The sequence below is a fragment of the Agromyces sp. NSFZ genome, assembly GCF_056156205.1.
In genome coordinates this window covers 3,262,415-3,289,026 of sequence record NZ_CM149585.1, presented here as the reverse complement: position 1 = coordinate 3,289,026, position 26,612 = coordinate 3,262,415, and the positions used below count along the sequence as shown (strand labels likewise).

The window sequence follows — 26,612 nt, the reverse complement described above, 5'->3', positions numbered from 1 at the left end:
CCGCGTACGCAAACTCGCTTAACATTGATGGATCCCGGGACCGCGTGTTCCCGGGGCGAGGCCACGTTCCGGGAGCGAAGGGGAGACATGGATCAGGCAGATCCGTTCGGATTCACAGGACTGACGTACGACGACGTCCTGCTGCTGCCGGGTCACACCGACGTGATCCCGAGTGAGGCCGACACGACCTCCCGGCTGACACGGCGTATCGACGTCGCGACCCCCCTGCTCTCCGCGGCGATGGACACCGTGACCGAGGCCCGCATGGCGATCGCCATGGCCCGCCAGGGCGGCATCGGCATCCTGCACCGCAACCTCTCCATCCAGGAGCAGGCCGACATGGTCGACCGCGTGAAGCGCAGCGAGTCGGGCATGGTGTCGAACCCGGTGACGACGACGCCCGACGCCACGGTGGCCGAGGTCGATCGCCTGTGCGCGACCTATCGGGTGAGCGGCCTCCCGGTGGTCGACGGCGAGGGCATCCTCGTCGGCATCATCACGAACCGCGACATGCGCTTCGTCTCCGATTTCGAGAAGCCGGCCACCCTGGTGCGCGACGTCATGACGAAGATGCCGCTCATCACGGGCCGAGTCGGCATGGACCCCGACGAGGCGATCGCGATCTTCGCACAGCACAAGGTCGAGAAGCTGCCGCTCGTCGACGGCGCCGGCCGGCTCACGGGCCTCATCACGGTGAAGGACTTCGACAAGTCCGAGCAATACCCGAACGCCACGAAGGACGCCGAGGGGCGCCTGCGCGTCGGCGCGGCCATGGGCTTCTTCGGCGACGCGTGGGAGCGGGCCGAGGCGCTTCGCGACGCCGGTGTCGACGTGCTCGTGGTCGACACCGCCAACGGCGAGAGCGCCGGCGTGCTCGACATCATCCGCCGGCTGAAGACCGACCCCTCGTTCGCCGGCATCGACGTGATCGGCGGCAACGTCGCCACCCGCGAGGGTGCGCAGGCGCTCGTCGACGCGGGCGCGGACGCCGTGAAGGTGGGCGTCGGCCCGGGCTCGATCTGCACGACGCGCGTCGTCGCGGGCGTGGGCGTGCCACAGATCACCGCGGTGTACGAGGCATCCAAGGCCACGAAGCCGGCCGGAGTGCCGCTCATCGCCGACGGCGGCCTGCAGTACTCGGGCGACATCGCCAAGGCGCTCGTCGCGGGCGCCGACACCGTCATGCTCGGTTCGCTCCTCGCCGGCACGGCCGAGAGCCCCGGCGAGCTCGTCTTCCAGAACGGCAAGCAGTTCAAGACCTACCGGGGCATGGGCTCGCTCGGCGCGCTGCAGACCCGCGGCAAGAAGACGTCGTACTCGAAGGATCGCTACTTCCAGGCCGATGTCCCGAGCGACGACAAGCTCATCCCCGAGGGCATCGAGGGGCAGGTGCCGTTCCGCGGCCCGGTCTCGGCGGTGGCCTACCAGCTCGTCGGAGGGCTCCGGCAGTCGATGTTCTACGTCGGCGCGCGCACCATCCCCGAGCTGAAGTCGAAGGGGCGGTTCGTGCGCATCACGCCGGCCGGCCTCAAGGAGTCGCACCCGCACGACGTGCAGTTCGTCGTCGAGGCGCCGAACTACACGAGGTAGGGCCTCGCGGTCGCTGAGCCCGTCGAAGCGGACCTGAGCGTGGGCTCCATTCGACAGGCTGTCTTCGTCAGACTCCCTTCGACAAGCTCAGGGAGCGGAGGTCGCGAAGCTCAGGGAGCGGAGGTCGCGCGCGCCTCCGCCAGGCGGGTCACCGCCTCCGACAGCACCTCGGGGGAGCACGCGAAGTTCAGGCGCGCATGCCCTCGGCCGACCGTCTCGCCGAAGCGGGGTCCGTTGGCCAGCGCCACCTTGGCATGCTCGAGGGCGTAGGCCGCCGGATCGTCGCCCCATCCGAGCGCCGACAGGTCGAGCCACGCGAGGTAGGTGGCCTGCGGCATCCGGTACCGGACGCCGGGTAGCTCGTCGGCGAGGAGTTCCGCGAGCAGCCTGCGGTTGTCGTCGAGGCTCGCGAGCACGCCGTCGAGCCATGGGCCGCCCTCCTGGAACGCGGCGATGGAGGCGAGGGCGCCGAACTGGCCCATGCGCCACTCGACCTCATAGGGGAATTCGGCGCGCACTCGGTCGCCGCGCTCCGACGCCGTGACCACGAGCGCCGACTTCAGCCCGGGAATGTTGAACGACTTGCTCGCGCTCGTGACGGCGACACCGTGCTCGCGCGCGGCATCCGACACCGTGAGGAACGGCGTGTAGGGCGACTCGGGCTGCGCGAGCGGCCCGTGCACCTCGTCGCTCACGATGGTGGCGCCGAAGCTCGCGGCGATCTCGGCGAGCCGCTCGAGCTCCACCCGGTCGGGCACGAAGCCGAGCGGGTTGTGCGGATTGCAGAGCACCATCGCCCGGGCGCCGCCCGCGAACGCGGCCTCGATGCCGGCGAGGTCGAGCGCCCAGCCGTCGTCGATGCCGCCGAGCATGGGCACCTCGACGACCGTTCCGCCCGCCTCGGTGACGATGTCGAAGAACGGCGGGTAGATCGGCGGCGTGATGACGACGCCGTCGCCCGGCGTGGTGACCCGTCGCAGCACCTCGACGAGGCCCATGGCGACGTCGCCCGTGCACGTGACGCGCGCCGGGTCGACCTGCCAGCCGAGCCGCCGCTCCGCGAATCCGGCGAACGCCTCCGCCACGTGCCGGCTGCCCGAGTGGTAGCCGGTGTCGGAGCGGCGGATCGCCGCGTGCAACGCCTCGGCGATGGGCTCGGCCAGCGGGAAGTCCATCTCGGCGACGGGCAGCGGCAGCACGTCGGCCGGGAACGAGCGCCACTTCGCGCTGGTGCGGGTGCGGAGGACGTCGATGGGTTCGGCGGGGACGCGTTGCATGGCTCCAGCATGCCGTAGACGTCGCGGCGTGGCATCCGGCTGTGTATTCTGGACGGCTGCCCCGAGGGCGCCGCGGCACGGGCCGCGAATCGGAAACGGATGCATCCCATGGGTTTCATCGACGTCAACGGCGTCTCGCTCTCTCTGCCCGACGGCAGGCCCCTGCTCGCCGACCTCGCCTTCCGAGTGACGGATGCCGCGACGACGGCCCTCATCGGCGCGAACGGCGCGGGCAAGTCGACGCTCCTGCGCATCATCCGCGGCGACGTGCGACCCGATGAGGGCAGCGTGCAGGTCGACGGCGGGCTCGGTGTGATGGACCAGTTCGTCGGGACGGGCCGCACGGTCGACGGCGCGCCCGAGACGGTGGGCGGGCTCCTCGTGTCGGTCGCGCCGACGCGCATCAGGGCCGCGGCGATCGAGCTCGAGGCATCCGAGGACGCCCTCATCGAACGCGACGATACCGACACCCAGATGCGGTACGCGTCGGCGCTCGCCGAGTACGCCGAGGCGGGCGGCTACGAGCAGGAGGTCGTGTGGGACCACTGCACGGTGGCCGCGCTCGGGATCCCGTACGAGCGCGCGAAGTGGCGCGTGCTGGGCACGCTCTCGGGCGGCGAGCAGAAGCGCCTGGCGCTCGAGGCGCTGCTGCGCGGGCCCGAGCAGGTGCTGCTCCTCGACGAGCCCGACAACTCGCTCGACGTGCCCGGAAAGCGCTGGCTCGAGGCGCAGTTGCGGGCGACGACGAAGACCGTGCTGCTCGTCTCGCACGACCGCGAGTTGCTGGCGCGTGCGGCCGACCGCATCGTCACGCTCGAGCTCGGTGCGGCGGGCAACACCGCGTGGGTGCATGGCGGCAGCTTCGAGGGCTATCACGCCGCCCGCGAGGAGCGGTTCGCCAGGCTCGACGAGCTGCGACGCCGCTGGGACGAGCAGCACGCGGCACTCAAGCAGTTGGTGGCGACGCTCAAGGTGAAGGCGACGTACAACGACGGCATGGCCTCCCGCTACCAGGCCGCGCTCACGCGGCTGCGCAAGTTCGAGGAGGCGGGACCGCCGGAGGAACGGCCGCCCGCGCAGGCCGTGTCGATGCGGTTGCGGGGATCCCGCACGGGCAAGCGCGCCGTGGTGTGCGAGCGGCTCGAGCTCACGGGGCTCATGCGGCCGTTCGGCCTGGAGGTCTGGTACGGCGACCGGGTCGCGGTGCTCGGCTCGAACGGCTCGGGCAAGTCGCACTTCCTGCGGCTGCTCGCCGGCGGCGGCACCGAGCCCGACCGGCTGCTCGGGCACGTCACGACGGTGGGGGAGTCGCTCGCGCGCGTGCCGCACGAGGGTCGAGCGGTGCTCGGCGCTCGCGTGGTGCCCGGCTGGTTCGCGCAGAACCACGAGCATCCCGAGTTCCGCGGTCGTACGCTGCTCGACATCCTGCATCGCGGCGACGCCAACCGTGAGGGCATGGCGCGGGAAGCCGCGAGCTCGGCGCTCGATCGGTACGGGCTCGCGGCATCCGCCCAGCAGCGCTTCGAGTCGCTCTCGGGCGGGCAGCAGGCGCGCTTGCAGATCCTGCTGCTCGAGCTCTCGGGGGCGACCCTGCTGCTCCTCGACGAGCCGACCGACAACCTCGACCTGGTCTCGGCCCAGGCGCTCGAGGACGCGCTCGCCCGGTTCGACGGCACGGTGCTCGCCGTGACGCACGACCGCTGGTTCACGCGCTCGTTCGACCGGTTCGTGGTATTCCGCTCCGATGGCGAGGTGGTCGAGACTGATGCCCCGGTGTGGGACGAGGGGCGCGTGGCACGCGCCCGGTGATCCGCCGCATCCGTCAGCCGAACGCGATCGCGAGGCAGCACGCGATGTAGACGACCTGCTCGACGGTGCGTGGCACGAGCGGCGTGGCGGGGCTGTCGCCGATGCGGATGCCGGCGCGGGCCGCGCGCATGTTCGCGGGGAACACCGCGACGAGCAGGAGCGCCAGGCACACGGCGGCGATGCGCTCGAGGGACGGGATCCAGAGCCCGACGGCACCCGCCACCTCGAGCACCCCGGTCGCCGCGACGATGAGGGCGGGGCGCGGCAGCCTCGGGGGCACCATCGCGATGAGCCCGGCCCGCTGCGGGCCGAGACGGCCGGACGCGGCGATGAGGAACATCAGGCTGACGCCGCCGCGAACCGCGGGCTGCCACCCCTGCAGGCCGGGCACCCCGGCCGCACCGAGCACCGCCACGGCGGCGATGCCGACGATCAGCGCGATCGAGACGGGGTTGAACACGTGCGAGACCCACGCGGGTCGGCGGCCCGCGCGTTGCGGTGACGTCCGGCTGACTTCGGTCATGTCATCCTCCAGAAATAGATCTTGACACTGACTAGATTGCATCGATCCCAGGAACTTGTCAATGACAAGATCGGCCACGTATGGTCGGAGCATGGCCTACCACCACGGACGACTGCGCGAGACCCTCCTGGAGGCCGCCGTCGCAGCCATCGAACAGGACGGTGTCGCGCGCCTGAGTCTCCGCGACCTCGCGCGACGTGCCGGCGTCTCGCACGCGGCCCCGGCGCATCACTTCGGCGACCGGGAGGGCCTGCTCACCGCGGTCGCGACCGACGGGTTCGAGCGGCTCGCCACCGCCCTCGAGACGGCCGGGGGCGACTTCGTCGAGGCGGGCGTGGCCTACGTGCGCTTCGCCACCTCCGAGCGCGGTCGGTTCGAGGTGATGTTCCGTCCCGACCTGCTCCGGCGCGACGATCCGGAGCTCATCGTCGCGATGGACCGCGCCGGCGAGGTGCTCCGCTCCGGCGCCGCCGCCGAGCCCGGTGACGACCGCACGAACGGGCTCGCGGCCTGGTCGCTCGTGCACGGGCTCGCGACCCTGTGGAACGCCGGCGCGATCACCGCCGACACGAGCGCGGGCGTCGACGCGGTCGCGCGTGCCGTGGCGAGCGTGCTCTTCGGGCCCGCACGGGCGTGACGGCGGCCCCGCGCACGTAGATGACCCGCAGCCCCGAGCGGCCGAGCCCGTTCGGTAGGGTTGACGGGTGACCCAAGAGATCGAGATCGGCCGTTCGAAGCGCGGCCAGCGGGTGTGGGCGTTCGACGACATCGCGATCGTTCCGAGCCGCCGTACGCGCGACCCCGAGGACGTCTCGGTGACGTGGTCGATCGACGCGTACCAGTTCGACATCCCGTTCCTCGCGGCGCCCATGGACTCCGTCGTGTCACCGCGCACCGCGATCATGATGGGACAGCTCGGCGGACTCGGCGTGCTCGACCTCGAGGGCCTCTGGACGCGCTACGACGATCCCGAGCCGGTGCTCGCCGAGATCCGCAACCTCGGCCCCGAGGTCGCGACCGCTCGCATGCAGCAGCTCTACTCGGAGCCGATCAAGCCCGAGCTGGTCACGGCTCGCCTCGCCGAGATCCGCGCGGCCGGCGTCACGGTGGCCGGGGCGCTCTCGCCGCAACGCACGCAGGAGCTCTACGAGACCGTCGTCGCGGCCGGCGTCGACCTGTTCGTCATCCGCGGCACCACGGTGTCTGCCGAGCACGTCTCGAAGAACCAGAAGCCGCTCAACCTCAAGAAGTTCATCTACGAGCTCGACGTGCCCGTGATCGTCGGCGGCGCCGCAACGTACACCGCGGCGCTCCACCTCATGCGCACGGGCGCGGCCGGCGTGCTCGTGGGCTTCGGCGGCGGCGCCGCGTCGACCACGCGTGCGACGCTCGGCATCCACGCCCCCATGGCGACGGCGGTGGCGGATGTCGCGGGCGCCCGCCGCGACTACCTCGACGAGTCCGGCGGACGCTACGTGCACGTCATCGCCGACGGCGGCGTCGGCAAGTCGGGCGACATCGTGAAGGCCATCGCCTGCGGAGCAGATGCCGTCATGCTCGGCGCGGCCCTCGCAAGGGCGACGGATGCCCCGGGCGGCGGCTACCACTGGGGCGCCGAGGCGCACCACCCGAAGCTGCCGCGCGGCCAGCGCGTGCAGGTCGGCCAGGTCGCCGCCCTCGAGGAGGTGCTGTACGGACCGGCGCCCGCCGCCGACGGCACGGCCAACCTCGTGGGCGCCCTGCGCCGAGCGATGGCGACGACGGGATACTCCGATCTCAAGGAGTTCCAGCGCGTCGAGGTCGTGGTCGCGCCGTACACCGGCGCCTGAGGCTCTGGGGCGCGGGGCTCGGTGGCTCTGGACCTCCGGCTAGTGCAGGAATGCGCCCCATCCTCGCCCTGACAGGGGGATGTGGCCCATTCTCCTGCACAAGCTCCGGGCGGGTTCGGGTAGCGTGGGAACCGGATCGCGCGGCCCCGTCGTGAGGCCGCGGGGATGGGGTGGACGATGGCGAGTGTCAATTCGGTGTCGCGTTCGACCAGGCTCGGACCCGAGGAGCGTCAGGCGGCGATCGCCCGCCTGAAGGAGAAGGAACTCGACATCCTCGTGGTCGGCGGAGGCATCGTCGGCACCGGTGCGGCACTCGACGCGGTGACCCGCGGACTCTCCACCGGACTCCTCGAGGCACGTGACTGGGCGTCGGGCACGTCGAGCCGGTCGTCGAAGCTCGTGCACGGCGGCATCCGCTACCTCGAGCAGCTCGACTTCCGCCTGGTGCGCGAGGCGCTCATCGAACGCGGACTGCTGCTGCAGCGCATCGCCCCGCACCTCGTGAAGCCGGTTCGCTTCCTCTATCCGTTGAAGAAGCGCTTCTTCGAGCGTCTCTACGTCGGCGCCGGAATGCTCCTCTACGACGTCTTCAGCTACTCGGGCGGACGCCCTCCCGGGGTGCCGCACCATCGGCACCTCTCGAAGCGCCAGGTGATGCGCGCCATCCCCTCGCTCTCGAACGACGCGCTCGTCGGCGGGCTCACCTACTACGACGCCCAGGTCGACGACGCCCGGTATGTGGCATCCCTCGCCCGGACCGCGTCCTTCTACGGCGCGCACGTCGCGAGCCGCGTGAAGGTCGAGGGATTTCTCAAGGTCGGTGAGCGCGTGGTCGGCGTGAAGGCGCACGACCTGCAGACCGACGAGCACTTCGAGGTGCGGGCGAAGCAGGTCGTGAACGCCACCGGCGTCTGGACCGACGACACCCAGCGGATGGTCGGCGAGCGCGGCACCTTCAAGGTGCGCGCGTCGAAGGGCATCCACCTCGTGGTTCCGCGCGACCGGTTCCAGTCCACGATGGGTCTCCTGCTCCGCACCGAGAAGAGCGTGCTGTTCGTGATCCCATGGGGGCGGCACTGGCTCATCGGCACGACCGACACCGACTGGAACCTCGACAAGGCGCATCCCGCCGCGACGGCCGCCGACATCGACTACCTGCTCGAGCACGTCAACGCCGTGCTCGCGGTGCCGCTGAGCCGTGAGGACGTCGAGGGTGTCTACGCGGGCCTGCGGCCGCTGCTCGCCGGTGAGAGCGACCAGACGTCGAAGCTCTCGCGGGAGCACCTCGTTGCGCACACCGTGCCCGGACTCGTGGTCGTCGCCGGCGGCAAGTGGACGACGTACCGCGTGATGGCGAAGGACGCCATCGACGCGGCCGCCGACGCGCTCGACGGTCGCGTGCCGCCGTCGACGACCCAGGACATCCCGCTGCTCGGCGCCGAGGGCTACCAGGCGGCCTGGAACAAGCGGGGCAAGATCGCTCGGGCGTTCGGCGTGCACCGGGTGCGCATCGAGCACCTGCTCAACCGCTACGGCACGATGACCGATGACCTGCTCGACCTCATCCGCTCGAACCCCGAACTCGGCGAGCCGCTGCCCGGCGCCGACGACTACCTCGCGGCCGAGGTCGTGTACGCCGCCTCGCACGAGGGCGCCCTGCACCTCGACGACGTGCTCGCCCGCCGCACCCGCATCTCGATCGAGGCGTGGGACCGCGGCGTCTCGGCCGCGCCGGTCGCGGCGAAGCTCATGGCGGGCGTGCTCGGATGGGACGCCGACCGCGAAGCGCTCGAGGTGGACCGGTACCTGCAGCGCGTCGCGGCCGAGCGGGCCTCGCAGGAGCAGCCCGACGACCAGTCCGCCGACCGGGTGCGCCTGGCGGCCCCCGACATCGTGAAGGTCGACTGATCCGGCGCGGATAGACTGGGTCGCGACGCTCGAATCCCGAGGAGCCGCGCCATGGTCGATGTACGCAGGGTCACCCTGCCCGGGATCGGCGTGCTGCACTCCTTCACCACGAACGACGGCTCCGAGGTGGCCGTCGTCGCGCATCGCACGGGCACGAGCGACCTCGTGAGCCGCCCCGCCGGAGGCCATTCCCGCGACGAGGGCGGCACCACGATCCGGCTCGAGGAGGACGAGGCGCACACCCTCGCCGAGCTCCTCGGCGGCACCCGCATCGTCGAGTCGATCACCGAGCTCGACGAACTGGCCGGCGTGCCCATCGACTGGATCACGGTGGAGGCCGACGACGCCATCGCCGGCCGTACCCTCGGCGAGCTCCCCGATCCCGACGGCGTCGCCATGGTGGCGGTCGTGCGCGACGATCACGCGCATCCGTCGCCCGAGCGCGGCTTCGTGATCGCCCCGGGTGACACCATCGTGGTCGTCGGGCCCCGCCCCGGCATCCGCGCGATCTTCCAGTCGGTGCACCACGGAGATCGTGCCGGAGCGGACGAGGCCTGATGCTCCAGATGATGCTGCGCCCGCGATGGGTGCTCGCGCTCCTGGCCGCGCTCGCGGTCGCGGCGGGCTTCGCGCTGCTGGGGCAATGGCAGATCGAACGTGCCGTCGAACAGGCGGTCGTCGTCGAGCGTCCCACCGAGGAGGTGCGTCCGCTCGCCGAGATCGCGGCGCCCGACGGGCCGACCGAGCAGGCGGCGACCGGCCAGCGCGTGGAGGTCACCGGCACGTTCGTGCCGGGCGACACCGTCGTCGTCGGCGGCCGGCTGAACGACGGCGTGCAGGGCTACTGGGTGGTCGCGCACCTCGAGGTGACGGATGCCGCGCCGGGCGGCCTGCCCGTCGCGCTCGGGTGGGCGGCCGACACCGACGCGGCGCGGGCGGCGGCCGATCGCTTCGACGACGAGGTCGACGCGGGCGAGGACGTGAGCGTCGTCGGGCGGTTCCTGCCGAGCGAGGCGCCGATGGCGCCGTCGGACGACGCCGACCCGCAGTCGATGCAGACCGTCGCCGTCGCCCACCTCATCAACGTGTGGGCCGACTACGACGACCGGCCGGTGTACTTCGCCTACGTCACGGCGACCGACCCGGCCCCGGGCCTCGAGGCGATCAGCTCGCCGCCGCCCGAGCAGTCGGTCGAACTCAACTGGCTCAACGTGTTCTACGCGGTCGAGTGGGTCGTGTTCGCCGGGTTCGCGGTGTTCCTCTGGTACCGGCTCGTGCGCGATGCCGTGGAGCGGGAGCGCGAGGAGGCCGAGGCGGCGGATCAGCCGGCCCCATCAGCGTGAGGTCGCGCGGCGACGGCGCGCCGACGACAGTGCGAGGAGGCCCGCAAGGAGGAACACGACCGAGCCGACGCCGACCGCTCGGGGATCGGCGCCCGTGGGAGGCAGCATCGCGCTGGTGTGCACCGGCTGACGTGTCGGCGCGGTCGTCGGCACGGCGGGATCGGTCGCTGGCTCGGTGGGTACCGCCCGTGGCTCGATCCGGACGCTGTCGGATGTCTCGGTGCTCGCCGTGACGGTCACCGTGAATCCGGTGATCGGGTCGGTGTACCGGTCGCCGACGACGAGGGTGGCATTCGCGAAGCCATCGCGATTCGCCGGGAACTCGGTGCCGTCGCGCGGGCCGATCAGCACTGCTCCGGCACCGCTCGACGAGTCGGTCCACACGACGTAGACCAGGACGCCGGGTCTCGGGATCCCGGCATCGAAGCGCTCCGCCTTCCGCGACTCCACGACGACCGCCCGATGTTCGCTCGTCGGGACGACGGCGATCACCGACGTGCCGTGCCGGGTCAGCGCGTCGAGTCTCACCTCGACGGCGGAATCCGGGCCCACGCAGGTCACCTGCCCGTCATCGATCCAGCCGAGACGCCAGAGGTGCCAACCCAGGAACTCGAAGGTGGAACCGAGTTCCGCGCCGTCGGCATCGCTCATCAGGTCCCATTTGCCGATGTAGCTGGACTCTCCGAACCGGCTGCCGGTGTCGTAGAGGTCGGGCAGGCTGAACGTGTGGCCCGTCTCATGGACGATCGTTCCGGTAAGGATGCCATCCGTCGCGAAGGGCAGCGTGATCGCGCGCGTGAGCGTCCCCTCGTCGACCGCGATGCCGAGGCCGTTCGTCGCCTGCGCGCGGCTCGCCAGCGGAAACTCCCAAGGGAAGAACACCCACACCACGTCGACGCCTGCGTAGTCGACCACGTGATCCGCGGCGACCACGGCGTCGGTCACGAACGCGGTCATCTCCGCGTCTCCCCATGCCATGTCATCACCTGCCGGATAGTTCGTCGCATCCTTCGGCATCGTCACCCAGTCGGGATGCTCGCGCACCTCTACATCGACGCGAGCGGATGACAGTGTCTCGAGGCTCGTGACCGCGCTGTCGATGTCATGGCGCATCTTCTCGATCCACTGCACGCCGTCCGCGTCGACCGGCTGGCCGGGCAATCCCGCATAGATCACCTGGGCGGTGAGCACGCCGGTCGACGCCGCGGCGTCGGGGCTCAGGGCGAAGCCCTCGTTGAACGACGGGATCGGGCTGTCGAGCTTGCAGTCCGCGACGGGAAGCCCGGCCGTGCTGCCCCCCGGCGCGGCGATCGCCGCGGAGGTCGCAGTGAGGGCGAGGACCGCCACGACGACGAGTGAAATCGACAGCGCGGCCATGCGTGCGTCCATGATGCCCCCATCCCCGGGTCGGCCCGAGCGTATTGGCTTCGGCGCGGCGCGGCGAGTCCCCGTTCGGGGTGCGACATCCGACGCGGGCGTTCCGCCTGCGGCGAACCGGGGGAGCGCGCCGCCCGCGCGGGTCCATGATCGTCGTGTGGAGACCGAAGACCCGCTGGACGCCTACTCGAGGGTCGTGACCCGAGTCGCGAGCACCGTTCTGCCGAGCGTCGCGAGCCTCGCCGTGCGCTCGCCGCGCGGTGAGGGTGCCGGCAGCGGGAGCGTCATCTCCGACGACGGCATCCTGCTCACGAGCGCGCACGTCGTCGCGGGCGCCCGAGCAGCCGAGGCGACGTTCTCCGACGGACGCTCCGTCACCGTCGACGTCGTCGGCCGTGACGTGCTCTCCGACCTCGCCGTGCTGCGCGCCCGCGGACCGGTGCCGGCACCCGTGCCGCTCGGCGACGCGGCCGCGCTGCGCGTCGGCCAGCTGGTCGTCGCGCTCGGCAACCCCATGGGGCTCGCGGGCAGCGTCACCGCCGGCATCGTGTCGAACCTCGGCCGCTCGCTGCCCACCGCGTCGGGACGGGTCATCGACGAGGTGATCCAGACGGATGCCGCGCTGAATCCGGGCAACTCGGGCGGTGTGCTGGCCGACGGCGCAGGGCGCATGGTGGGCGTGAACACGGCCGTCGCCGGCGTCGGGCTGGGGCTCGCGGTGCCCATCAACCGCGGAACGCGCGAGATCATCGAGAAGCTCACCACGACCGGACGGGTGCGCCGTGCCTGGCTCGGCATCGTGGGCGCCCGGGTCCAGCTCGCTCCCGAGCTCGCCGACCGAGTCGGCTCGCCGACGGGGCTCCAGGTCGCCGGGGTGGCGTCCGGCAGCCCGGCCGAGCTCGCCGACATCCACCGTGGCGACATCGTGGTCTCGCTCGACGGGAACGACGTCGTGACCACGACGACGATCCAGAAGCTCATGGTCGAGGACGCCATCGACCGCCAGGTGGAGATGACGGTGTGGCGCAACGGCGCCCTCGTCGACGTCTTCGTCGTGCCGCGGGAGCTCGTCGACGCGCCGTAGACTGGAGGCATGCCCCTCGAGCCGAAACTCGCCGATCTGCCGCGCATTCGCGGGGCGCTCCGCTTCTACCAGGTGGCCTCCGTCATCACCGGCGTGCTGCTCCTCGCGCTCACCGGCGAGATGATCATGAAGTACGCCTTCGGACTCGAGCTCGAGCTCGGCGGGCCGCAGGGCTTCCTCGCCTTCGTGCCGGGCGAGACCATCACGGGCGTCAACCTCTCGACCGGCATCCTCATCGTGCACGGCTGGTTCTACGTCGTGTACCTGTTCAGCGACTTCCGGCTCTGGAGCCTCATGCGCTGGCCGTTCCCGCGGTTCATCGTCATCGCACTCGGCGGCGTCATCCCGTTCCTCTCGTTCATCCTCGAGGTGCGGATCGCCCGCGAGGTGCGCGCCTACCTCGAGCGGAGGCAAGCGGCTTCGGTCGCTGAGCCCGTCGAAGCGACGATCCCTTCGACAGGCTCAGGGACCGACGCACCGCAGACCACGTCCAGCCAGGAGGCCCAGCAGTGACCGACCAGCCCACCGAGCAGCGGCCCGTGCTCGTCGTCGACTTCGGCGCGCAGTACGCGCAGCTCATCGCGCGCCGCGTGCGCGAGGCATCCGTCTACTCCGAGATCGTGCCGCACACGATCACGGCCGAGGAGGTCGCCGCGAAGAACCCGGTGGGCATCGTGCTCTCGGGCGGGCCGTCGTCGGTCTACGAGGAGGGCGCGCCGTCGCTCGACGAGGGCATCCTGAAGCTCGGCGTGCCGACGCTCGGCATCTGCTACGGCTTCCAGGTCATGGCGCAGCAGCTCGGCGGCGAGGTCGCGCACACCGGCTCGCGCGAGTACGGCTCCACGGCGGTCACCGCGCGCACCGACGACGGCAACGCCCTGCTCGCCGGCCAGCCGCAGGCGCAGACCGTGTGGATGAGCCACGGCGACTCCGTGGCGCGCGCACCCGAGGGATTCGAGGTGCTCGCCTCCACGGCGACCACGCCCGTCGCCGCGTTCGCGAACGACGAGCAGGGCTTCTACGGCGTGCAGTGGCACCCCGAGGTGAAGCACTCGCCGTTCGGTCAGCAGGTCATCGAGAACTTCCTGCATCGCGCGGCCGGCATCCCCGCCGACTGGAACCCGGGCAACGTCATCGCCGAACAGGTGGAGCGCATCCGCGCCCAGGTCGGCTCCGGGCGCGTCATCGCCGGGCTGTCGGGCGGCGTCGACTCGGCCGTCGCAGCCGCGCTCGTGCACGAGGCGGTCGGCGACCAGCTCGTGTGCGTGTTCGTCGACCACGGGCTGCTCCGCAAGGACGAGCGCGAGCAGGTCGAGGTCGACTACGTCGCGGCCACCGGCATCCGGCTCGTCACCGTGCACGCGCAGGACGTCTTCCTCGACGCGCTCGCGGGGGTCAGCGACCCCGAGGAGAAGCGCAAGATCATCGGCCGCGAGTTCATCCGCGCGTTCGAGCGCGCCGAGCGCGACCTCGTCGCCGAGGCGGAGGCCGACGGGGAGCCGATCCGGTTCCTCGTGCAGGGCACGCTCTACCCCGACGTCGTCGAGTCGGGCGGCGGCACCGGCACCGCGAACATCAAGAGCCACCACAACGTCGGCGGCCTGCCGGAAGACCTGCAGTTCGAGCTCGTCGAGCCGCTGCGCACGCTCTTCAAGGACGAGGTGCGCGCCATCGGCCGCGAGCTCGGGCTGCCCGAGGAGATCGTCGCCCGGCAGCCGTTCCCCGGCCCGGGCCTCGGCATCCGCATCGTCGGCGAGGTCACCCGCGACCGCCTCGAGGTGCTGCGCGAGGCCGACGCCATCGCGCGTGCCGAGCTCACCGCGGCGGGCCTCGACGGGGAGATCTGGCAGTGCCCGGTCGTGCTCCTCGCCGACGTGCGCTCGGTGGGCGTGCAGGGCGACGGCCGCACCTACGGCCATCCGATCGTGCTGCGCCCGGTCTCCTCGGAGGACGCGATGACGGCCGACTGGACGCGCCTGCCCTACGACGTGCTCGCCCGCATCTCGAACCGCATCACCAACGAGGTGCGCGAGGTGAACCGCGTCGTGCTCGACGTCACGTCGAAGCCGCCGGGCACCATCGAGTGGGAGTGACGCGTCGCGTCGCGGGTCGAGCGGCTGCGGCTCAGTCGAGCAGTCGCCGGATGGCGCGGCGGTGCGATCCCACGTCGACGGGTTCGCCGTGGCGAACCGTGAGCTGATGCAGGAGGACCCCGTCGGCGTAGTCGGAGAGCCAGCGTGACCGCTCGTCGGCGTCGCCGATTCCCGCGGCCCGCACCAGCTCGCGCGCGACGCCCATGAAGCGGCGGTGACCGGCCGTCACCGCGTCGGGATGCGCTAGTGAGAGCACGAGGCGAGCCCTCGTGACGGTCTCCTGCTCCGCCACGAAGGCAACCAGGTGACTCGCGAGGCGGTCGGCGAGCTCGTCGGCGTCGGTCGGGGAAGGTGCCGCGGCGCCTGCGGACCAGAGGTCGAGGTCGCGCTGCTCCAGTCGGTCGACCACCGCGCCGACGAGCGCGGCGCGTGTGCGGAAGTAGTTCGACGTGGTCCCGGTCGGCAGCCCGGAGGCGGTGTCGACGGCCCGGTGGGTGAGGCCCTTCATGCCGTGGGCCGCCACCACGCCGAGGGCGGCATCGGCGACGAGGGTCCGGCGATCCATGTCGCGAGTGTAGCCGATCGACTACAGAAGTAGTCAATCAACTATTTCTGTAGTACTCTCAGGGGCATGACACGGATTCGCATCATCGGGGGCGGCATCGCCGGCCTCGCGCTCGCGGCGTCGCTCGACCCCGAGCGCTTCGAGGTGACGCTCGTGGAGCAGCGCTCCGAGCTTTCTGACATCCGCACGAGCCTCGCGATGTGGCCCGAGGCGATCGATGCCCTCCGGTCGATCGGCATCGCCGATCAGCTGCGGGAGACGAGTCCGTGGATCGACCGTTTCCCGCTTCGCAGCGCCACGGGCCGCACCTGGACGGAACTGCCGACGCCTGGGGCAGTGCTCGTCGGACGCCGCGACCTGCTCGGTGCGCTGGACACGGCGGTCCCGGCATCCGTCGCCCGCGTCACCTCCCGCGTCGATCGAGTCGTGTCCGAGCCCGACGAGCTCGTCGTCGGAGCCGACGGCGTGCACAGCGTCGTGCGCAGGACGGGCTGGGGTGAGCGGGCGGATGCCACGCTGACGCCGTACCTCGCGGTGCGCGGCGTGCTGCCCGCGTTCGCCCCTGCCGACGCGGTGGGCGAGTACTGGGGACGGGGGCGTCTCTACGGAGTCGGGCCGCACCGCGAGGGGACGAACTGGTACGTCGCCTTCCGATCCGACCTCGGGCCGCGGCACGTCGACGTGGCCGCCGCGCTCGAGATCGCCCGCCGCGGGATCGAGGACCTGGCGCCGGGTCCGGCCCAGGTCCTCGCCGCCGCGGACCCCGCGACCACGCTCGCCCAACGCGTCTGGACCACGCCGCGCCTGCACTCGTACATGCGCGGTCGGCTGGTGCTCGTCGGCGACGCCGCGCATGCCATGACGCCGAACCTCGGACGCGGCGCATGCGAATCCCTGCTCGATGCCGTGACGCTCGGCCGCCTGCTCGGCGAGCTTCCCGTCGACGAGGCGCTCGTCGCGTACGACCGGGCGCGTGTCCGCCCGTCGCAGCGGTTGCGCGCGGCATCCGGTGCGCTCAACCGGATCGCGCTCGCCGAGCGCGCCCAGCCGGCGCGCGACCGACTGCTCGCGGTCGTCGGACGCACCGCCGCGCGACGGGCGGCGCGCCGCCCGTCGCGCGACGTCGCCGACGGTCTGCGGGTCAGCGACCTCGCGCACCGAGACGGGTGACGGCGAGCCCGACGAGCAGGCAGCCTGCCCCGAACAGCACGCCGTGTGCGATGCGCCCCGCGGGCTCGGTGAAGAACTGCGGCAGCACGAGCACGAGGCCGGCCGCGAACACGACGCCCGTCCACGCCCACGGCGCACGGGCTCGGAACAGCGCGATGGCGGCGACCACGCCGGCCGCCGCGACGAGCAGCAGGCCGACGCCGAACAGCAGCACCGCGACGGGCTGCTCGCGCAGCGCCGTCACCTCGTCGAGGAGGCCGGCGTCGCCGCGCCGCAGTGAGGCCTCGGCGAACGTGCGGATGCCGAAGATCTCGGCCCCGTAGTACAGCGACGCACCCGCCGCGCCGATCCAGGCGAGCGCGGTCGCCCAGCCGGCGAGGGTGGCGCCGCGGGCACCGGGCCGGTCGGCGAGGAGACGCCGCAGCCCGAGCAGCGCTGGCGCGAGCAGGCCGAGCGCCGTGATGCCCGCGAGGTGCGAGAACACCCAGGCGTCGGATGCCCACGCCACGGCGAGTTCGTCGGACGACACGGGAACCTTGTCGGCCCACGGGCGCAGGAGCGGGAAGAGCGCCCACAGCACCCCGGCGGCGGCGAACGCGAGCGCCGTCCACCGCGCGATGGCGGGGGAGGTGGTCGTGGCCGTGACGGCGTCGGTGTCGTGGACGGGTGGGGTGGTCGCGCTGCTGGACTTGGTCGTGCTCCTGGACATGGTCGTGCTCCTGGACTTGGTCGTGCTCCTGGACATGGTCGTGCTCCTGCTCATCGGTTCGGTGAACTGCTCAGTGGCGGGTGAACTGCTCAGTGGCTGGGTGAACCGCTCAGTGGTTCGAGGACGCGGATCGGGTGGACGTCGAGGTGCCCGCCAGTCCGCGGAAGCCCTCGATGAGGAGCTCGATGAGCGTGTCGAAGCTCCGGTCGAGATCGTCGGGCAGGCGGAAACCCCCGCCGAGCTCGATCGAGATGAAGCCGTGCAGTGCGGATCGTGCGGCTCGTACGGCGTCGATCGCGCTCGACTCGGGAAGACCGAAGCCCTGCAGCACGGCGGCGACGACGCCGACGACCCGGGCGGCCTCGTCGCGCAACTCGGCCTGCGTCGCGTCGTCGGGGTCGGGTCCGACCTGCACGGCGGCGTACCGGCCAGGGTGTGCACGCGCGAACTCGCGCATGGCCAGCGCGAGGGTGCGCAGCGCGTCGCCCTCGGATCGGCCGATGCTCGCGGCCGTGCAGACGTCGGCGAACGAGCGGGTGCAGACGAGTGCGACCTCGCGTCGGAGCGCGCCGAGCGAGGCGACGTGCTTGTAGAGGCTCGGTGTGGCGACTCCGGCAGCCGCCGCCACGCGGGCGAGCGAGAGGTCGTCGAATCCCGTCGGACCGCCCTCGTCGACGAGGCGGAGCGCGAGGCGGACGACCTCGTCAGGGGAAAGGCCTGCTCTAGGCACGGCCGCCGCCGTGACATCCGTGGCTGTTGATCATAGCCTTAAAGCTATCATAGTTAGCCACTGAAGAGGGTGTAGTGAGCCGGCGATGCAGTCCCGGTCGCCGGCTCATGACCGGGCCCTGTTCGGCGCAGTGCGCTGACGACCCTCCACTGGCAGGATGACGGCATGCCCGTCATCGAGAACTCGAAACTGACCGTCGTCGGAGCCGGGAGCGTCGGCACCAGCCTCGCCTACGCTGCGCTCATCCGTGGGTCGGCGAGCGAGGTCGCGCTCTACGACATCGCCACGGCCAAGGTCGACGCCGAGGTGCTCGACCTGTCGCATGGCACGCAGTTCACGAACTCACGCGTGACGGGCGGCGACGACCTCGCGGTCGTCGAGGGCTCCCACGTGGTCGTCATCACGGCGGGGGCCAAGCAGTCGCCCGGACAGACGCGGCTCGAGCTCGCCGGCACGAACGCGCGCATCCTCGAGCGCCTGCTGCCGGCGCTCCTCGAGCGGGCGCCGCATGCGGTGTTCGTGCTCGTGACCAATCCCGTCGACGTGCTGACCGTGGCGGCACAGCGCATCACGGGACTGCCGCCGAACCGCGTCTTCGGTTCGGGCACGGTGCTCGACACGTCGCGACTGCGATGGCTGCTCGCCCGGCGCGCCGGCGTGACGACCTCGAACGTACACGCGGACATCGTCGGCGAGCACGGCGACACCGAGTTCCCGCTGTGGTCGACCGCCCGCATCGGACCGGTGCCGATCCTCGACTGGCGCGGCGGCGAGCCGTTCTCCGCCGGGGAGCTCGACGACATCGCCCACGAAGTGCGGGATGCCGCGTACACCGTCATCCGCGGCAAGGGCGCGACGAACTACGCCATCGGCCTCGCCGGTGCGCGCATCGTCGAGGCGGTGCTGCGCGACGAGCACGCCGTCATGCCGGTGAGCACGGTGCTCGGCGGCGTGCACGGGCTCGAGGATGTCGCGCTCTCGGTGCCGTGCGTCGTGGGCGGCGACGGCGCGGTCGCGATCGACGAGACGCCGTTCTCGACGGAGGAACGCCGACTGCTGCATGCCTCGGCCGACGCGATCCGGGCGTCGGTGGAGTCGCTCGGCATCTGAGCCCGTTGCGCCCGCGGGGTCGTGCTGCCGCGGCCGCGGGCGCCGAAACGCAGAACGGCCGCCCGAGGGCGGCCGTTCCGTGTGCGACGCGAGGTCGCGGCATCCGTTCGCTAGTCGCGCGCGATGGCGAGGAAGCGGAGGATCTCGAGGTACAGCCAGATGACCGTGACCATGATGCCGAACGCACCCGACCAGCCGTACTTCTTCGGGGCGCGGTTGCGCACGCCCTGCTGGATGGCGTCGAAGTCGAGCACGAGCGAATAGGCGGCCATGAGGATCACGAACACGCCGATGATGAGGCCGAGCGGAATGCCCATGATCTCGATGCCGCGCAGGCCCCACGGGTCGTTGTTCACGCCGGTCCACATGAGGATCACGTTGACGAGCGAGAACACGAGGTAGCCGACCATGGCGATCAGGAAGATCTTGGTGGCCCGCTTCGACGCGCGGATCTTGCCGCTCGCGAACAGCGCGAGCGTGACGCCGACCACGGCGAGCGTGCCGATGACGGCCTGCGCGACGATGCCCGCGTACTGCGTCTCGAACATGAGCGAGATGCCGCCGAGGAAGATGCCCTGCGCGGCCGCGTAGGCGAGGATCAGCGCGGGCGACGGCTCGCGCTTGAAGATGTTGACGAGCGCGAGCACGAAGCCCACGATCGCGGCGACCCAGAACACCCACGGCATGGCGGGCGCCAGCAGCCAGCCGACCGCGGCGCCGACGAGCAGCACGGCGAACGCGCCGGCCGTCTTGGCGACGGTGTTCTCGACCGTCATGACCTCGCGGTCGGGCAGCGTCGCAGGCTGGTTGTACATCTCCTGGAGCTGCTGTGCCGACACGTTCTGCGCGACGGCGGCGGCTCCCTGCGATGAGAAGGCGGAATTCCGCGAGAACGCGGGATTGTCGAGAGCCATGGGTTCCTCTGCTTTCGGCTGTCGTCGGTGCGGGGGACAGGCGTTCGGATGCGGCATCCGTGCCACTCGTCCAATCTACCCGTCGTAGGTGGAATAACGCCCTGAGTTCCGCGCGGATTCCCGCGGGACGGGTCCGGCGGGTGGATACGCTTGGGCGCATGCTGCAGGACACCGCAGGGCATCCGCTCGTGATCGCGCACCGCGGGGCATCGGGCTACCGGCCCGAGCACACTCGCGCGGCGTATGAACTGGCATTCGCGCTCGGTGCCGACGCCGTCGAACCCGACATCGTCTCCACCCGCGACGGCGTGCTCGTGCTGCGACACGAGAACGAGATCTCGGGCACGACGGATGTCGCGTCGCGGCCCGAGTTCGCCGGACGCCGCACGACGCGCGAGGTCGACGGCCATGCCCTCACGGGGTGGTTCACCGAGGACTTCACGTGGGCCGAGCTCGCCACGCTGCGCGCCACCGAGCGGCTCGGCGCACTGCGGCAGCAGAGTGCGAGCTTCGACCGGCGGTACCCCCTGCTGCGCCTGCGCGACCTCTTCGAGATCATCGACGCGGCCGCCGACGAGCACCGGCGGGTGCTGCGCATGGTGGCCGAGTTCAAGCACGCCACGCACTTCGCCGAGATGGGCCTGCCGCTCGACGAGCTCTTCGCCGCCGAGCTCGAGGCCGTGGGGTGGGGCCGTGGTGACGAGCGCCTCATCATGGAGTCGTTCGAGCTCGACCTGCTCGATCGGCTGCGCGCCCGCGGCATCCGGGGGCCTCGGGTGTTCCTCGTCGAGGCGACGGGTGCGCCGTACGACCTCGTGCGTTCGCACGGGCGCGTGGCCGCACGATACGACGACTTCGTCACCGAGGCGGGGCTCCTCGGACTCGCGGGGCGCGTCGACGGCGTGAGCGTCGGCAAGGGCCGGCTGGTCGGCGAGCCCCGCGGGGCCGCCCGAGACGCGGAGCGGGCGAACGGCGAGCTGCTCGTCGGCGGCGAGCTCGTCGATGCGGCGCACTCCGCGGGACTCCTGGTGTACACGTGGACCCTGCGCCCCGAGAACCGGTTCCTCTCGGGCGACTTCCGTCGCGGCTCGGCACGGGCCGCCTTCGGCGACTGGCTGGGCGAGTTCACGCTCGTGATCGGCACGGGTGTCGACGGGATCTTCGTCGACCACCCCGACCTCGGCGTCGAGGCTCGCATCGTGGCCGCGGCGGCCTGACGAGGGCATCCGCTCGCTCAGCTCCGGTTCGCGCGTCCCGCGCGCTTGGGCCCCAGTTTCTCGCTCTCGGGCCACAGCTTCCCGCGAGTCCCGAGTTCGTGCGGGTCGACCCGCGAGAACTCGGGATTCGGCATCGCGCGGGTGCCCGCCCGCGACCGCCCGTCCCGCCGAGGGAGTGCCGCGTCGGCTCAGCCGCGCCATCCGCGCGATCGGAGCGCCGTCGACACCAGACCGACGATGACCGCGTCAGCCATGTCCTTGCGGATGCGGACCACGATCCACCCCGCCAGCGCGAGCGCGTTCAGCCGGTCGACGTCGCGGCCGAACTGCTGCGGGTCCTCGCGGTGCTGTTCGCCGTCGTACTCGACCAGCACCCGGTACTCGGCGTAGACGAGGTCGCCGTGCGTCGAGCTCCCGTCGAGCAGTTCGATCGGCAGGTTCAACGCGGGCTCCGGGAATCCGGCGTCGGTGAGGAGTTCGCGCAATGTTGTCTCCCGCGCCGAAGCCGATCCCGCCCGAAGCCTCGCGCCGGCAGCTCGCACGCGCTTCGCACCCCGTCGCGACCCGAACCGCGTGATCGCGGCGGCCACGGCCTCGGGCGAGCACAGCGGGCGCGGCCACCCGAGTAGGGCGTCGCCGGCTGCGACGAGCTCGTCGACACCGAGGAAGCTGCCCAGCTGGCACCAGGCGTCGGCTGGGGCGAGGACCCGTAGCCCGGCATGTCGACGCACCTCGGGCCGCTTCCGCACGCGGTGCCCGACCACGCCGGCGATCTCGGGCTCGCGCTTGGAGGAGCTGACATGCAGGCGGGTGTCTCGCTCGATCCGCGTCGGAAGCGGGAGTTCCCACAGCAGCGCCGCGGTGGTGTGGCTGAACCAGTGCTCGCTCGGCATCCGCGGCACGTAGGCAAGGCACCGCTCGCGGAATGTCGCCGGGGTGGATGCCGCTCGGACACCGCGGTACGGGCGGACCAGGTCGGCGGCGCGAAGGCGCGACGGCCGGATGCCTCGGGCGGCGGCTTCGGAGATGTGGAACGGGGCGAGCTGGAAGTCCAGTGGGAGGGGGTCCGGTCGCACCATGTCCGCAAGCGTGGCCGACGCCGCGCGACCCGGGATCGAGTCGTGGGAAGTCGGGCACTTCGCCAGCGGGCGAGCAGGTGTGGAGGACGGGTGGCGACGCCGCAGACGGCCGCCGTCGACGCGAGCCTGCTCCGAATCCCGGGTTCTTACGGGTCCACCCGCAAGAACCCGGGATTCGGGAAACGGGTCGGAGGAGCGGCGAGGAGCGGGGCGGGCTGTCGGATGCCGCGCCTAGACTTGACGGGACATGACGCTGATCCTCGACCCCGACGACCCGGCCGGCTGGCGCGAGGCGCCCGCCGCCGCCTCCGGTGCTGCCACGAGCACCGGATCCCGCCTCACCGAGGGCCTGAACCCCGAGCAGCGCGAGGCCGTCGAGTACCGAGGGCCCGCTCTCCTCATCGTCGCGGGCGCGGGTTCGGGCAAGACGCGCGTGCTCACCCACCGCATCGCGAGCCTCATCGAGAGCCGTGAGGCGTGGCCGAGCCAGATCCTCGCCATCACGTTCACGAACAAGGCCGCCGCCGAGATGCGCGAGCGCGTCGAGGCGCTGCTCGGCGAGGCGGCATCCGGCATGTGGATCTCGACGTTCCACTCCGCGTGCGTGCGCATCCTGCGGCGCGAGGCCGAGGCCATCGGGCTGTCGTCGACCTTCACGATCTACGACTCGGCCGACCAGCGCACCATCCTGAAGCGCATCATCAAGGAGCTCGACGCCGACACGCTCGGCTTCACGCCCGCGAGCGCCCAGGCGAAGATCTCGCGGCTCAAGAACGAGCTCGCCGACGTCGAGTCGTATGCGCGCAACGTGAACACGAACGACCCGGCCGAGGTCATGTTCCTCGAGATCTTCCGGCAGTACACGCGCCGCCTGCGCGATGCCAGTGCCCTCGACTTCGACGACCTCATCTCCGAGACGGTGTACCTGTTCCGTGCATTCCCGAAGGTCGCGTCGCTCTACCAGCGGCGGTTCCGGCACATCCTCGTCGACGAGTACCAAGACACCAACCACGCCCAGTACGCGCTCATCCGCGAGCTCACGCAGCCGATCCCGGCCGATCGAGTGGCCGAGATGGAGCAGCACGGCGTCAACGTGCGTGCGTTGACGGATGCCTCGGGCGGCATCTCGGGGGCGAGCCTCACCGTCGTCGGCGACTCCGACCAGTCCATCTACGCGTTCCGCGGCGCCGACATCCGCAACATCGTGGAGTTCGAGCGGGATTTCCCTGGCGCGAAGGTCGTGCTGCTCGAGCAGAACTACCGGTCGACGCAGAACATCCTCAGCGCCGCGAACGCCGTCATCTCGAACAACTTCGACCGCAAGGAGAAGAGACTCTGGACGGCCGACGGCGACGGCGACCGCATCGTCGGCTACACGGGGTACACGGCCCACGACGAGGCGCAGTTCGTCGCCGACGAGATCGAGGCGCTGCACCGGTCGGGCGTCGCCTACCGCGACATCGCCGTGTTCTACCGCACCAATGCGCAGACCAGAGCGCTCGAGGAGATCTTCGTGCGATCGGCGCTGCCCTACCGAGTGGTCGGCGGCACGAAGTTCTACGAGCGCGCCGAGATCAAGGACGCGATGGCGTACCTCATCGCCGTGGCCAACCCGCTCGATGAGCTCGCCCTGCGCCGCATCCTGAACACGCCCAAGCGCGGCATCGGGCCCGCCACCGAGACGGCCATCGCGAGCTTCGCCGAGCAGAACGCCCTCACGTTCCGGCAGGCCATGCGCGAGGCGTCGGGGCTCGGCCTGGGGCCCAAGGTCACCGCGGCCATCACCGCGCTCGCCGACGTGCTCGACGAGGCCGCCGCGATGCTCGTGCCCAACGCCGAGGCGATCGCGGCCGGCACGAACGAGGGCGCCGCGAAGGTCAGCGACGTGCTCGTGTTCCTCGTCGAGCGCTCGGGCCTCCTCGACGCGCTCCGCAACAGTCGTGATCCCCAAGACGAGACCCGCGCCGAGAACGTGGAGGAGCTCGTGGCGCAGACCCGCGACTTCGACCGCGAGAATCCCGGCGCCACGCTCGTGGACTTCCTCACCCAGGTGTCGCTCGTGGCGGCCGCCGACGAGCTCGACGACGCATCCGGAACCGTATCGCTCATGACCCTGCACACCGCGAAGGGGCTCGAGTACCACGCGGTGTTCCTGACGGGCCTCGAGGAGGGACTGCTGCCGCACCAGATGTCGGCGTCGGAGCCCGGCGGCCCCGCCGAGGAGCGGCGGCTCTTCTACGTGGGCATCACCCGGGCGCGCAAGCGGCTCTATCTCTCGCTCGCCATGAGCCGCGCGCAGTTCGGCGAGGTCGCGGTGGCGATGCCGAGCCGGTACCTGCAGGAGATCCCCGAGGGCCTCATCGACTGGAAGCAGTCGCCCGGCATGGCCACGAGCCGCGGCGGCACGCAGCCTCGCGCGCTCAATGCGCGGCGGCCCGGCGGAGCATGGGGCACGCGTGACCGAGACCTCGAGCGGTTCAGCGTCACGAAGAGCGCAGCGCCGAAGGCCGAGTGGGCCAACCGGGTCACGGGCACCGTGCGCGACAACGGCGACCTCACCCTCGAGCGCGGCGACCGCATCCGTCACGTCGACTTCGGCGACGGCTCCGTCACGCAGGTGACCGGCGAGGGCACGAAGCGCATCGCGCACGTCAGCTTCGACATCGCGGGGCAGAAGAAGCTCCTCATCAAGATCGCGCCCATCGAGAAGCTGTAGGCCGCGGAGTGTAGCCCGCGGAGGTCGCTTCGACGGGCGCAGCGACCGGTCGCTCCCTGACCTCGTCGACGGGAGGTCGTCGACGGGACTCCGTCGGAGGGAGCTCGTCAGGCCGCCGGACTCAGGCTCTCGTCGACGACGCCCGAAACCGCGCGCCGCACGGCCGCGGCGACCGACGGTGCATCCGCGGTCGACGCCCATCGCGCGACCGGCCGGCCGTCGGGCCGCACGAGCAGCATGCCGCCGGCACCGATGCCGAGCACATCGGCGGCATCCCGGTCGACCGCGTGCACGTCGACCGGGGTGCCGGTCGACCGCCCCACTCGGACATGCGCCTCAGGCCCGGCGAACACCGTGAACCCGTCGCCGAGCAGGTCGAGCGTGGACGTGCGCCCATCGGGGAGCCACGCGTGGGGGATGCGGTCGGCGATGTCGTCGAGGTAGTCCGCCGAGACGTCGCGCTCCTCCGCCGGGATCGCGGAGCGCTGCATGTTGCGCAGCCCCACCGGTCGGCGTTCGGCCTCGAACGAGTCGAGCAGCGAAGGGTCGGCCCAGCCGCACAGCGCCCAGGCGAGCTTCCAGCCGAGGTCATAGCCGTCGTGGATCGCCGTGTTCATGCCAGTGGCCCCGCGCGGGGTCATCTGGTGGGCGGCGTCGCCGACGACGAACACGCGGCCCTCGCGGTACCGATCGGCGATCCGGGCGGTGAACGTGAAATCGCCCGTCCACACGAGCTCGGTCTCGAGGTCGGGCACGCCGGCGGCCGCGCGGATCAACGCGACGAGACGCTCCGGAGAGTACTCGTCGCGCGTCTCGCGGGACGGGTCCCACGTCAGCGAGAAGACCCACCGATCCTCGCGGTCGGTGGGCAGGAACACCCAGGGCGGGCCCTGCCGCGTCAGCATGTAGAGCCCGTGGCGCCGTGCTCCCACGACGTCGGCGAGCGGCGCCCGGAACACCGTCGCGAGATATGCGCCCAGCTCGCCCGGCCCCTGCATCGGGATGCCCGTCGTGCGACGTACCCGGCTGTGCGCGCCGTCGGCGCCGATGACGTACGCCGCGCCCACGGTCGCGGTCTCGACGCCGTCGCGCAGCGTCACGGTGACGGAGTCGTCGTGCTGCTCGAGACCGATGAGCTCGGTACCGAGCAACACCGAAGCGGCCGGCAGTGACCGGAGGTACTCCATGAGCACGGGCTCGAGGTGGTCCTGCGGGGCCACCACGCCGGAGGTCGGGCTGAGCGCGGCCGCGACTTCGGGCGGGGCGAAGCCCATCGGCATCACGGCGCCCTCGTCTGACGCGAGGGCGTGGCCGATCCACGCGGTCGGGCTCACCTCGAGCGCGCCCGCCCGGACGGCCGCCTCCAGGCCCCAGCTGCGGAGCAGCTCCATCGTGCGGAGGTTGACGCCGGTCGCGCGCGGGAACGGGGAGAGGGCGGTTCGGCGCTCGACGAGGAGCGTGCGGACGCCGTGGCGGGCCAGGGCGATGGCGGCTGTGAGCCCCGCAGGGCCCGCCCCGACGACGATCACGTCGGGTGATCCGGTGGTGCGCATGGTTCGGTTCCTCGAT

23 protein-coding genes are annotated in these 26,612 nt (G+C 71.5%); 14 read left to right on the top strand and 9 right to left on the bottom strand.

Annotation, left to right across the window (positions count from 1 at the left end; all coding sequences use genetic code 11):
* Positions 1–87 precede the first annotated feature (87 nt).
* Positions 88–1,590: an IMP dehydrogenase gene (gene guaB, locus ACVFI9_RS15525; RefSeq protein WP_474763103.1), complete on the top strand. Its 1,503-nt coding sequence runs from the start codon at positions 88–90 to the stop codon at positions 1,588–1,590.
* Positions 1,591–1,700: 110 nt separating this feature from the next.
* On the opposite strand, the gene ACVFI9_RS15520 is transcribed toward guaB, so the two are convergent.
* Complete coding sequence (locus tag ACVFI9_RS15520) at positions 1,701–2,867, bottom strand: MalY/PatB family protein (RefSeq protein WP_474763102.1); 1,167 nt, start codon at positions 2,865–2,867, stop codon at positions 1,701–1,703.
* 108 nt (positions 2,868–2,975) lie between these two features.
* Here ACVFI9_RS15520 and ACVFI9_RS15515 point away from each other — a divergent pair, with 108 nt between their 5' ends.
* On the top strand, positions 2,976–4,676 hold the full coding sequence (locus tag ACVFI9_RS15515) for an ABC-F family ATP-binding cassette domain-containing protein (RefSeq protein WP_474763101.1): 1,701 nt from the start codon (positions 2,976–2,978) through the stop codon (positions 4,674–4,676).
* A gap of 13 nt (positions 4,677–4,689) precedes the next feature.
* Here ACVFI9_RS15515 and ACVFI9_RS15510 read toward each other — a convergent pair whose 3' ends face one another.
* Complete coding sequence (locus tag ACVFI9_RS15510; RefSeq protein WP_474763100.1) at positions 4,690–5,199, bottom strand: DoxX family protein; 510 nt, start codon at positions 5,197–5,199, stop codon at positions 4,690–4,692.
* A 91-nt stretch (positions 5,200–5,290) separates the two neighbouring features.
* Here ACVFI9_RS15510 and ACVFI9_RS15505 point away from each other — a divergent pair, with 91 nt between their 5' ends.
* From ACVFI9_RS15505 to ACVFI9_RS15485, 5 genes are all read left to right on the top strand, one after another.
* A complete protein-coding gene (locus tag ACVFI9_RS15505; protein ID WP_474763099.1) occupies positions 5,291–5,836 on the top strand; it encodes a TetR/AcrR family transcriptional regulator in 546 nt (181 codons plus the stop codon).
* Positions 5,837–5,903: 67 nt separating this feature from the next.
* Positions 5,904–7,028 carry a GuaB3 family IMP dehydrogenase-related protein gene (locus ACVFI9_RS15500; protein WP_474763098.1) on the top strand — a complete coding sequence of 375 codons (1,125 nt, stop codon included), beginning with the start codon at positions 5,904–5,906 and terminating at the stop codon, positions 7,026–7,028.
* 177 nt (positions 7,029–7,205) lie between these two features.
* On the top strand, positions 7,206–8,936 hold the full coding sequence (locus ACVFI9_RS15495; RefSeq protein ID WP_474763097.1) for a glycerol-3-phosphate dehydrogenase/oxidase: 1,731 nt from the start codon (positions 7,206–7,208) through the stop codon (positions 8,934–8,936).
* Positions 8,937–8,987: 51 nt separating this feature from the next.
* Positions 8,988–9,494 (top strand): cation:proton antiporter regulatory subunit, encoded by a 507-nt coding sequence (locus ACVFI9_RS15490; RefSeq protein ID WP_474763096.1) that lies wholly within the window; start codon positions 8,988–8,990, stop codon positions 9,492–9,494.
* A complete protein-coding gene (locus ACVFI9_RS15485; protein ID WP_474763095.1) occupies positions 9,494–10,279 on the top strand; it encodes an SURF1 family protein in 786 nt (261 codons plus the stop codon). The genes ACVFI9_RS15490 and ACVFI9_RS15485 overlap by 1 nt, the downstream gene beginning before the upstream one ends.
* Here ACVFI9_RS15485 and ACVFI9_RS15480 read toward each other — a convergent pair.
* Entirely contained in the window at positions 10,271–11,668 is a 1,398-nt protein-coding gene (locus tag ACVFI9_RS15480) for a metallopeptidase domain-containing protein (protein ID WP_474763094.1), read from the bottom strand. The genes ACVFI9_RS15485 and ACVFI9_RS15480 overlap by 9 nt on opposite strands.
* Before the next feature lie 145 nt (positions 11,669–11,813).
* Between ACVFI9_RS15480 and ACVFI9_RS15475 the strand changes: the two genes are divergently transcribed.
* From ACVFI9_RS15475 to guaA, 3 genes are read left to right on the top strand one after another with little or no spacing between them, the layout of a single operon-like run.
* On the top strand, positions 11,814–12,740 hold the full coding sequence (locus tag ACVFI9_RS15475) for a S1C family serine protease (RefSeq protein ID WP_474763093.1): 927 nt from the start codon (positions 11,814–11,816) through the stop codon (positions 12,738–12,740).
* 9 nt (positions 12,741–12,749) lie between these two features.
* Positions 12,750–13,253 (top strand): DUF3817 domain-containing protein, encoded by a 504-nt coding sequence (locus ACVFI9_RS15470; protein ID WP_474763092.1) that lies wholly within the window; start codon positions 12,750–12,752, stop codon positions 13,251–13,253.
* Complete coding sequence (gene guaA / locus ACVFI9_RS15465; RefSeq protein WP_474763091.1) at positions 13,250–14,833, top strand: glutamine-hydrolyzing GMP synthase; 1,584 nt, start codon at positions 13,250–13,252, stop codon at positions 14,831–14,833. The genes ACVFI9_RS15470 and guaA overlap by 4 nt, the downstream gene beginning before the upstream one ends.
* 31 nt (positions 14,834–14,864) lie before the next feature.
* Here guaA and ACVFI9_RS15460 read toward each other — a convergent pair whose 3' ends face one another.
* Positions 14,865–15,398, bottom strand: coding sequence for a TetR/AcrR family transcriptional regulator (locus ACVFI9_RS15460; RefSeq protein ID WP_474763090.1), 534 nt, complete (start codon positions 15,396–15,398; stop codon positions 14,865–14,867).
* A gap of 66 nt (positions 15,399–15,464) precedes the next feature.
* Between ACVFI9_RS15460 and ACVFI9_RS15455 the strand changes: the two genes are divergently transcribed.
* On the top strand, positions 15,465–16,568 hold the full coding sequence (locus ACVFI9_RS15455) for an FAD-dependent monooxygenase (RefSeq protein WP_474763089.1): 1,104 nt from the start codon (positions 15,465–15,467) through the stop codon (positions 16,566–16,568).
* Here ACVFI9_RS15455 and ACVFI9_RS15450 read toward each other — a convergent pair.
* Both ACVFI9_RS15450 and ACVFI9_RS15445 read right to left on the bottom strand, forming a co-directional pair.
* Entirely contained in the window at positions 16,540–17,277 is a 738-nt protein-coding gene (locus ACVFI9_RS15450; protein ID WP_474763088.1) for a hypothetical protein, read from the bottom strand. The two genes, ACVFI9_RS15455 and ACVFI9_RS15450, sit on opposite strands and share 29 nt — an antisense overlap.
* A 109-nt stretch (positions 17,278–17,386) precedes the next feature.
* Complete coding sequence (locus ACVFI9_RS15445; RefSeq protein WP_474763087.1) at positions 17,387–18,007, bottom strand: TetR/AcrR family transcriptional regulator; 621 nt, start codon at positions 18,005–18,007, stop codon at positions 17,387–17,389.
* Positions 18,008–18,172: 165 nt separating this feature from the next.
* Between ACVFI9_RS15445 and ACVFI9_RS15440 the strand changes: the two genes are divergently transcribed.
* Entirely contained in the window at positions 18,173–19,117 is a 945-nt protein-coding gene (locus ACVFI9_RS15440; RefSeq protein ID WP_474763086.1) for an L-lactate dehydrogenase, read from the top strand.
* A 110-nt stretch (positions 19,118–19,227) separates the two neighbouring features.
* On the opposite strand, the gene ACVFI9_RS15435 is transcribed toward ACVFI9_RS15440, so the two are convergent.
* Positions 19,228–20,031: a Bax inhibitor-1/YccA family protein gene (locus ACVFI9_RS15435; RefSeq protein ID WP_474763085.1), complete on the bottom strand. Its 804-nt coding sequence runs from the start codon at positions 20,029–20,031 to the stop codon at positions 19,228–19,230.
* A gap of 158 nt (positions 20,032–20,189) precedes the next feature.
* On the opposite strand from ACVFI9_RS15435, the gene ACVFI9_RS15430 reads away from it, so the two are divergent.
* Positions 20,190–21,248, top strand: a complete 1,059-nt coding sequence (locus ACVFI9_RS15430) for a glycerophosphodiester phosphodiesterase family protein (protein WP_474763084.1) — start codon at positions 20,190–20,192, stop codon at positions 21,246–21,248.
* Between the two features lie 188 nt (positions 21,249–21,436).
* Here the strand turns inward: ACVFI9_RS15430 and ACVFI9_RS15425 are convergent, their stop codons facing one another.
* Positions 21,437–22,327: a DUF559 domain-containing protein gene (locus tag ACVFI9_RS15425; protein WP_474763083.1), complete on the bottom strand. Its 891-nt coding sequence runs from the start codon at positions 22,325–22,327 to the stop codon at positions 21,437–21,439.
* A 247-nt stretch (positions 22,328–22,574) separates the two neighbouring features.
* Between ACVFI9_RS15425 and ACVFI9_RS15420 the strand changes: the two genes are divergently transcribed.
* Positions 22,575–25,043 carry an ATP-dependent helicase gene (locus ACVFI9_RS15420; protein WP_474763082.1) on the top strand — a complete coding sequence of 823 codons (2,469 nt, stop codon included), beginning with the start codon at positions 22,575–22,577 and terminating at the stop codon, positions 25,041–25,043.
* Between the two features lie 107 nt (positions 25,044–25,150).
* Here the strand turns inward: ACVFI9_RS15420 and ACVFI9_RS15415 are convergent, their stop codons facing one another.
* Complete coding sequence (locus ACVFI9_RS15415) at positions 25,151–26,596, bottom strand: FAD-dependent monooxygenase (RefSeq protein ID WP_474763081.1); 1,446 nt, start codon at positions 26,594–26,596, stop codon at positions 25,151–25,153.
* Between the last annotated feature and the right edge of the window lie 16 nt (positions 26,597–26,612).

Excerpts from the sequence above, each read along its gene's own strand:
- guaB (WP_474763103.1), top strand. The coding sequence starts at position 88 with ATGGATCAGGCAGATCCGTTCGGATTCACAGGACTGACGTACGACGAC.
- ACVFI9_RS15480 (WP_474763094.1), bottom strand. The coding sequence starts at position 11,668 with ATGGACGCACGCATGGCCGCGCTGTCGATTTCACTCGTCGTCGTGGCG.
- ACVFI9_RS15450 (WP_474763088.1), bottom strand. The coding sequence starts at position 17,277 with ATGTCCAGGAGCACGACCAAGTCCAGCAGCGCGACCACCCCACCCGTC.
- ACVFI9_RS15485 (WP_474763095.1), top strand. The coding sequence starts at position 9,494 with ATGCTCCAGATGATGCTGCGCCCGCGATGGGTGCTCGCGCTCCTGGCC.
- ACVFI9_RS15425 (WP_474763083.1), bottom strand. The coding sequence starts at position 22,327 with ATGGTGCGACCGGACCCCCTCCCACTGGACTTCCAGCTCGCCCCGTTC.
- ACVFI9_RS15420 (WP_474763082.1), top strand. The coding sequence starts at position 22,575 with ATGACGCTGATCCTCGACCCCGACGACCCGGCCGGCTGGCGCGAGGCG.
- ACVFI9_RS15435 (WP_474763085.1), bottom strand. The coding sequence starts at position 20,031 with ATGGCTCTCGACAATCCCGCGTTCTCGCGGAATTCCGCCTTCTCATCG.
- ACVFI9_RS15470 (WP_474763092.1), top strand. The coding sequence starts at position 12,750 with ATGCCCCTCGAGCCGAAACTCGCCGATCTGCCGCGCATTCGCGGGGCG.
- ACVFI9_RS15490 (WP_474763096.1), top strand. The coding sequence starts at position 8,988 with ATGGTCGATGTACGCAGGGTCACCCTGCCCGGGATCGGCGTGCTGCAC.
- ACVFI9_RS15440 (WP_474763086.1), top strand. The coding sequence starts at position 18,173 with ATGCCCGTCATCGAGAACTCGAAACTGACCGTCGTCGGAGCCGGGAGC.
- ACVFI9_RS15455 (WP_474763089.1), top strand. The coding sequence starts at position 15,465 with ATGACACGGATTCGCATCATCGGGGGCGGCATCGCCGGCCTCGCGCTC.
- ACVFI9_RS15505 (WP_474763099.1), top strand. The coding sequence starts at position 5,291 with ATGGCCTACCACCACGGACGACTGCGCGAGACCCTCCTGGAGGCCGCC.
- ACVFI9_RS15520 (WP_474763102.1), bottom strand. The coding sequence starts at position 2,867 with ATGCAACGCGTCCCCGCCGAACCCATCGACGTCCTCCGCACCCGCACC.
- ACVFI9_RS15495 (WP_474763097.1), top strand. The coding sequence starts at position 7,206 with ATGGCGAGTGTCAATTCGGTGTCGCGTTCGACCAGGCTCGGACCCGAG.
- ACVFI9_RS15515 (WP_474763101.1), top strand. The coding sequence starts at position 2,976 with ATGGGTTTCATCGACGTCAACGGCGTCTCGCTCTCTCTGCCCGACGGC.
- ACVFI9_RS15510 (WP_474763100.1), bottom strand. The coding sequence starts at position 5,199 with ATGACCGAAGTCAGCCGGACGTCACCGCAACGCGCGGGCCGCCGACCC.
- ACVFI9_RS15415 (WP_474763081.1), bottom strand. The coding sequence starts at position 26,596 with ATGCGCACCACCGGATCACCCGACGTGATCGTCGTCGGGGCGGGCCCT.
- ACVFI9_RS15430 (WP_474763084.1), top strand. The coding sequence starts at position 20,190 with ATGCTGCAGGACACCGCAGGGCATCCGCTCGTGATCGCGCACCGCGGG.
- ACVFI9_RS15460 (WP_474763090.1), bottom strand. The coding sequence starts at position 15,398 with ATGGATCGCCGGACCCTCGTCGCCGATGCCGCCCTCGGCGTGGTGGCG.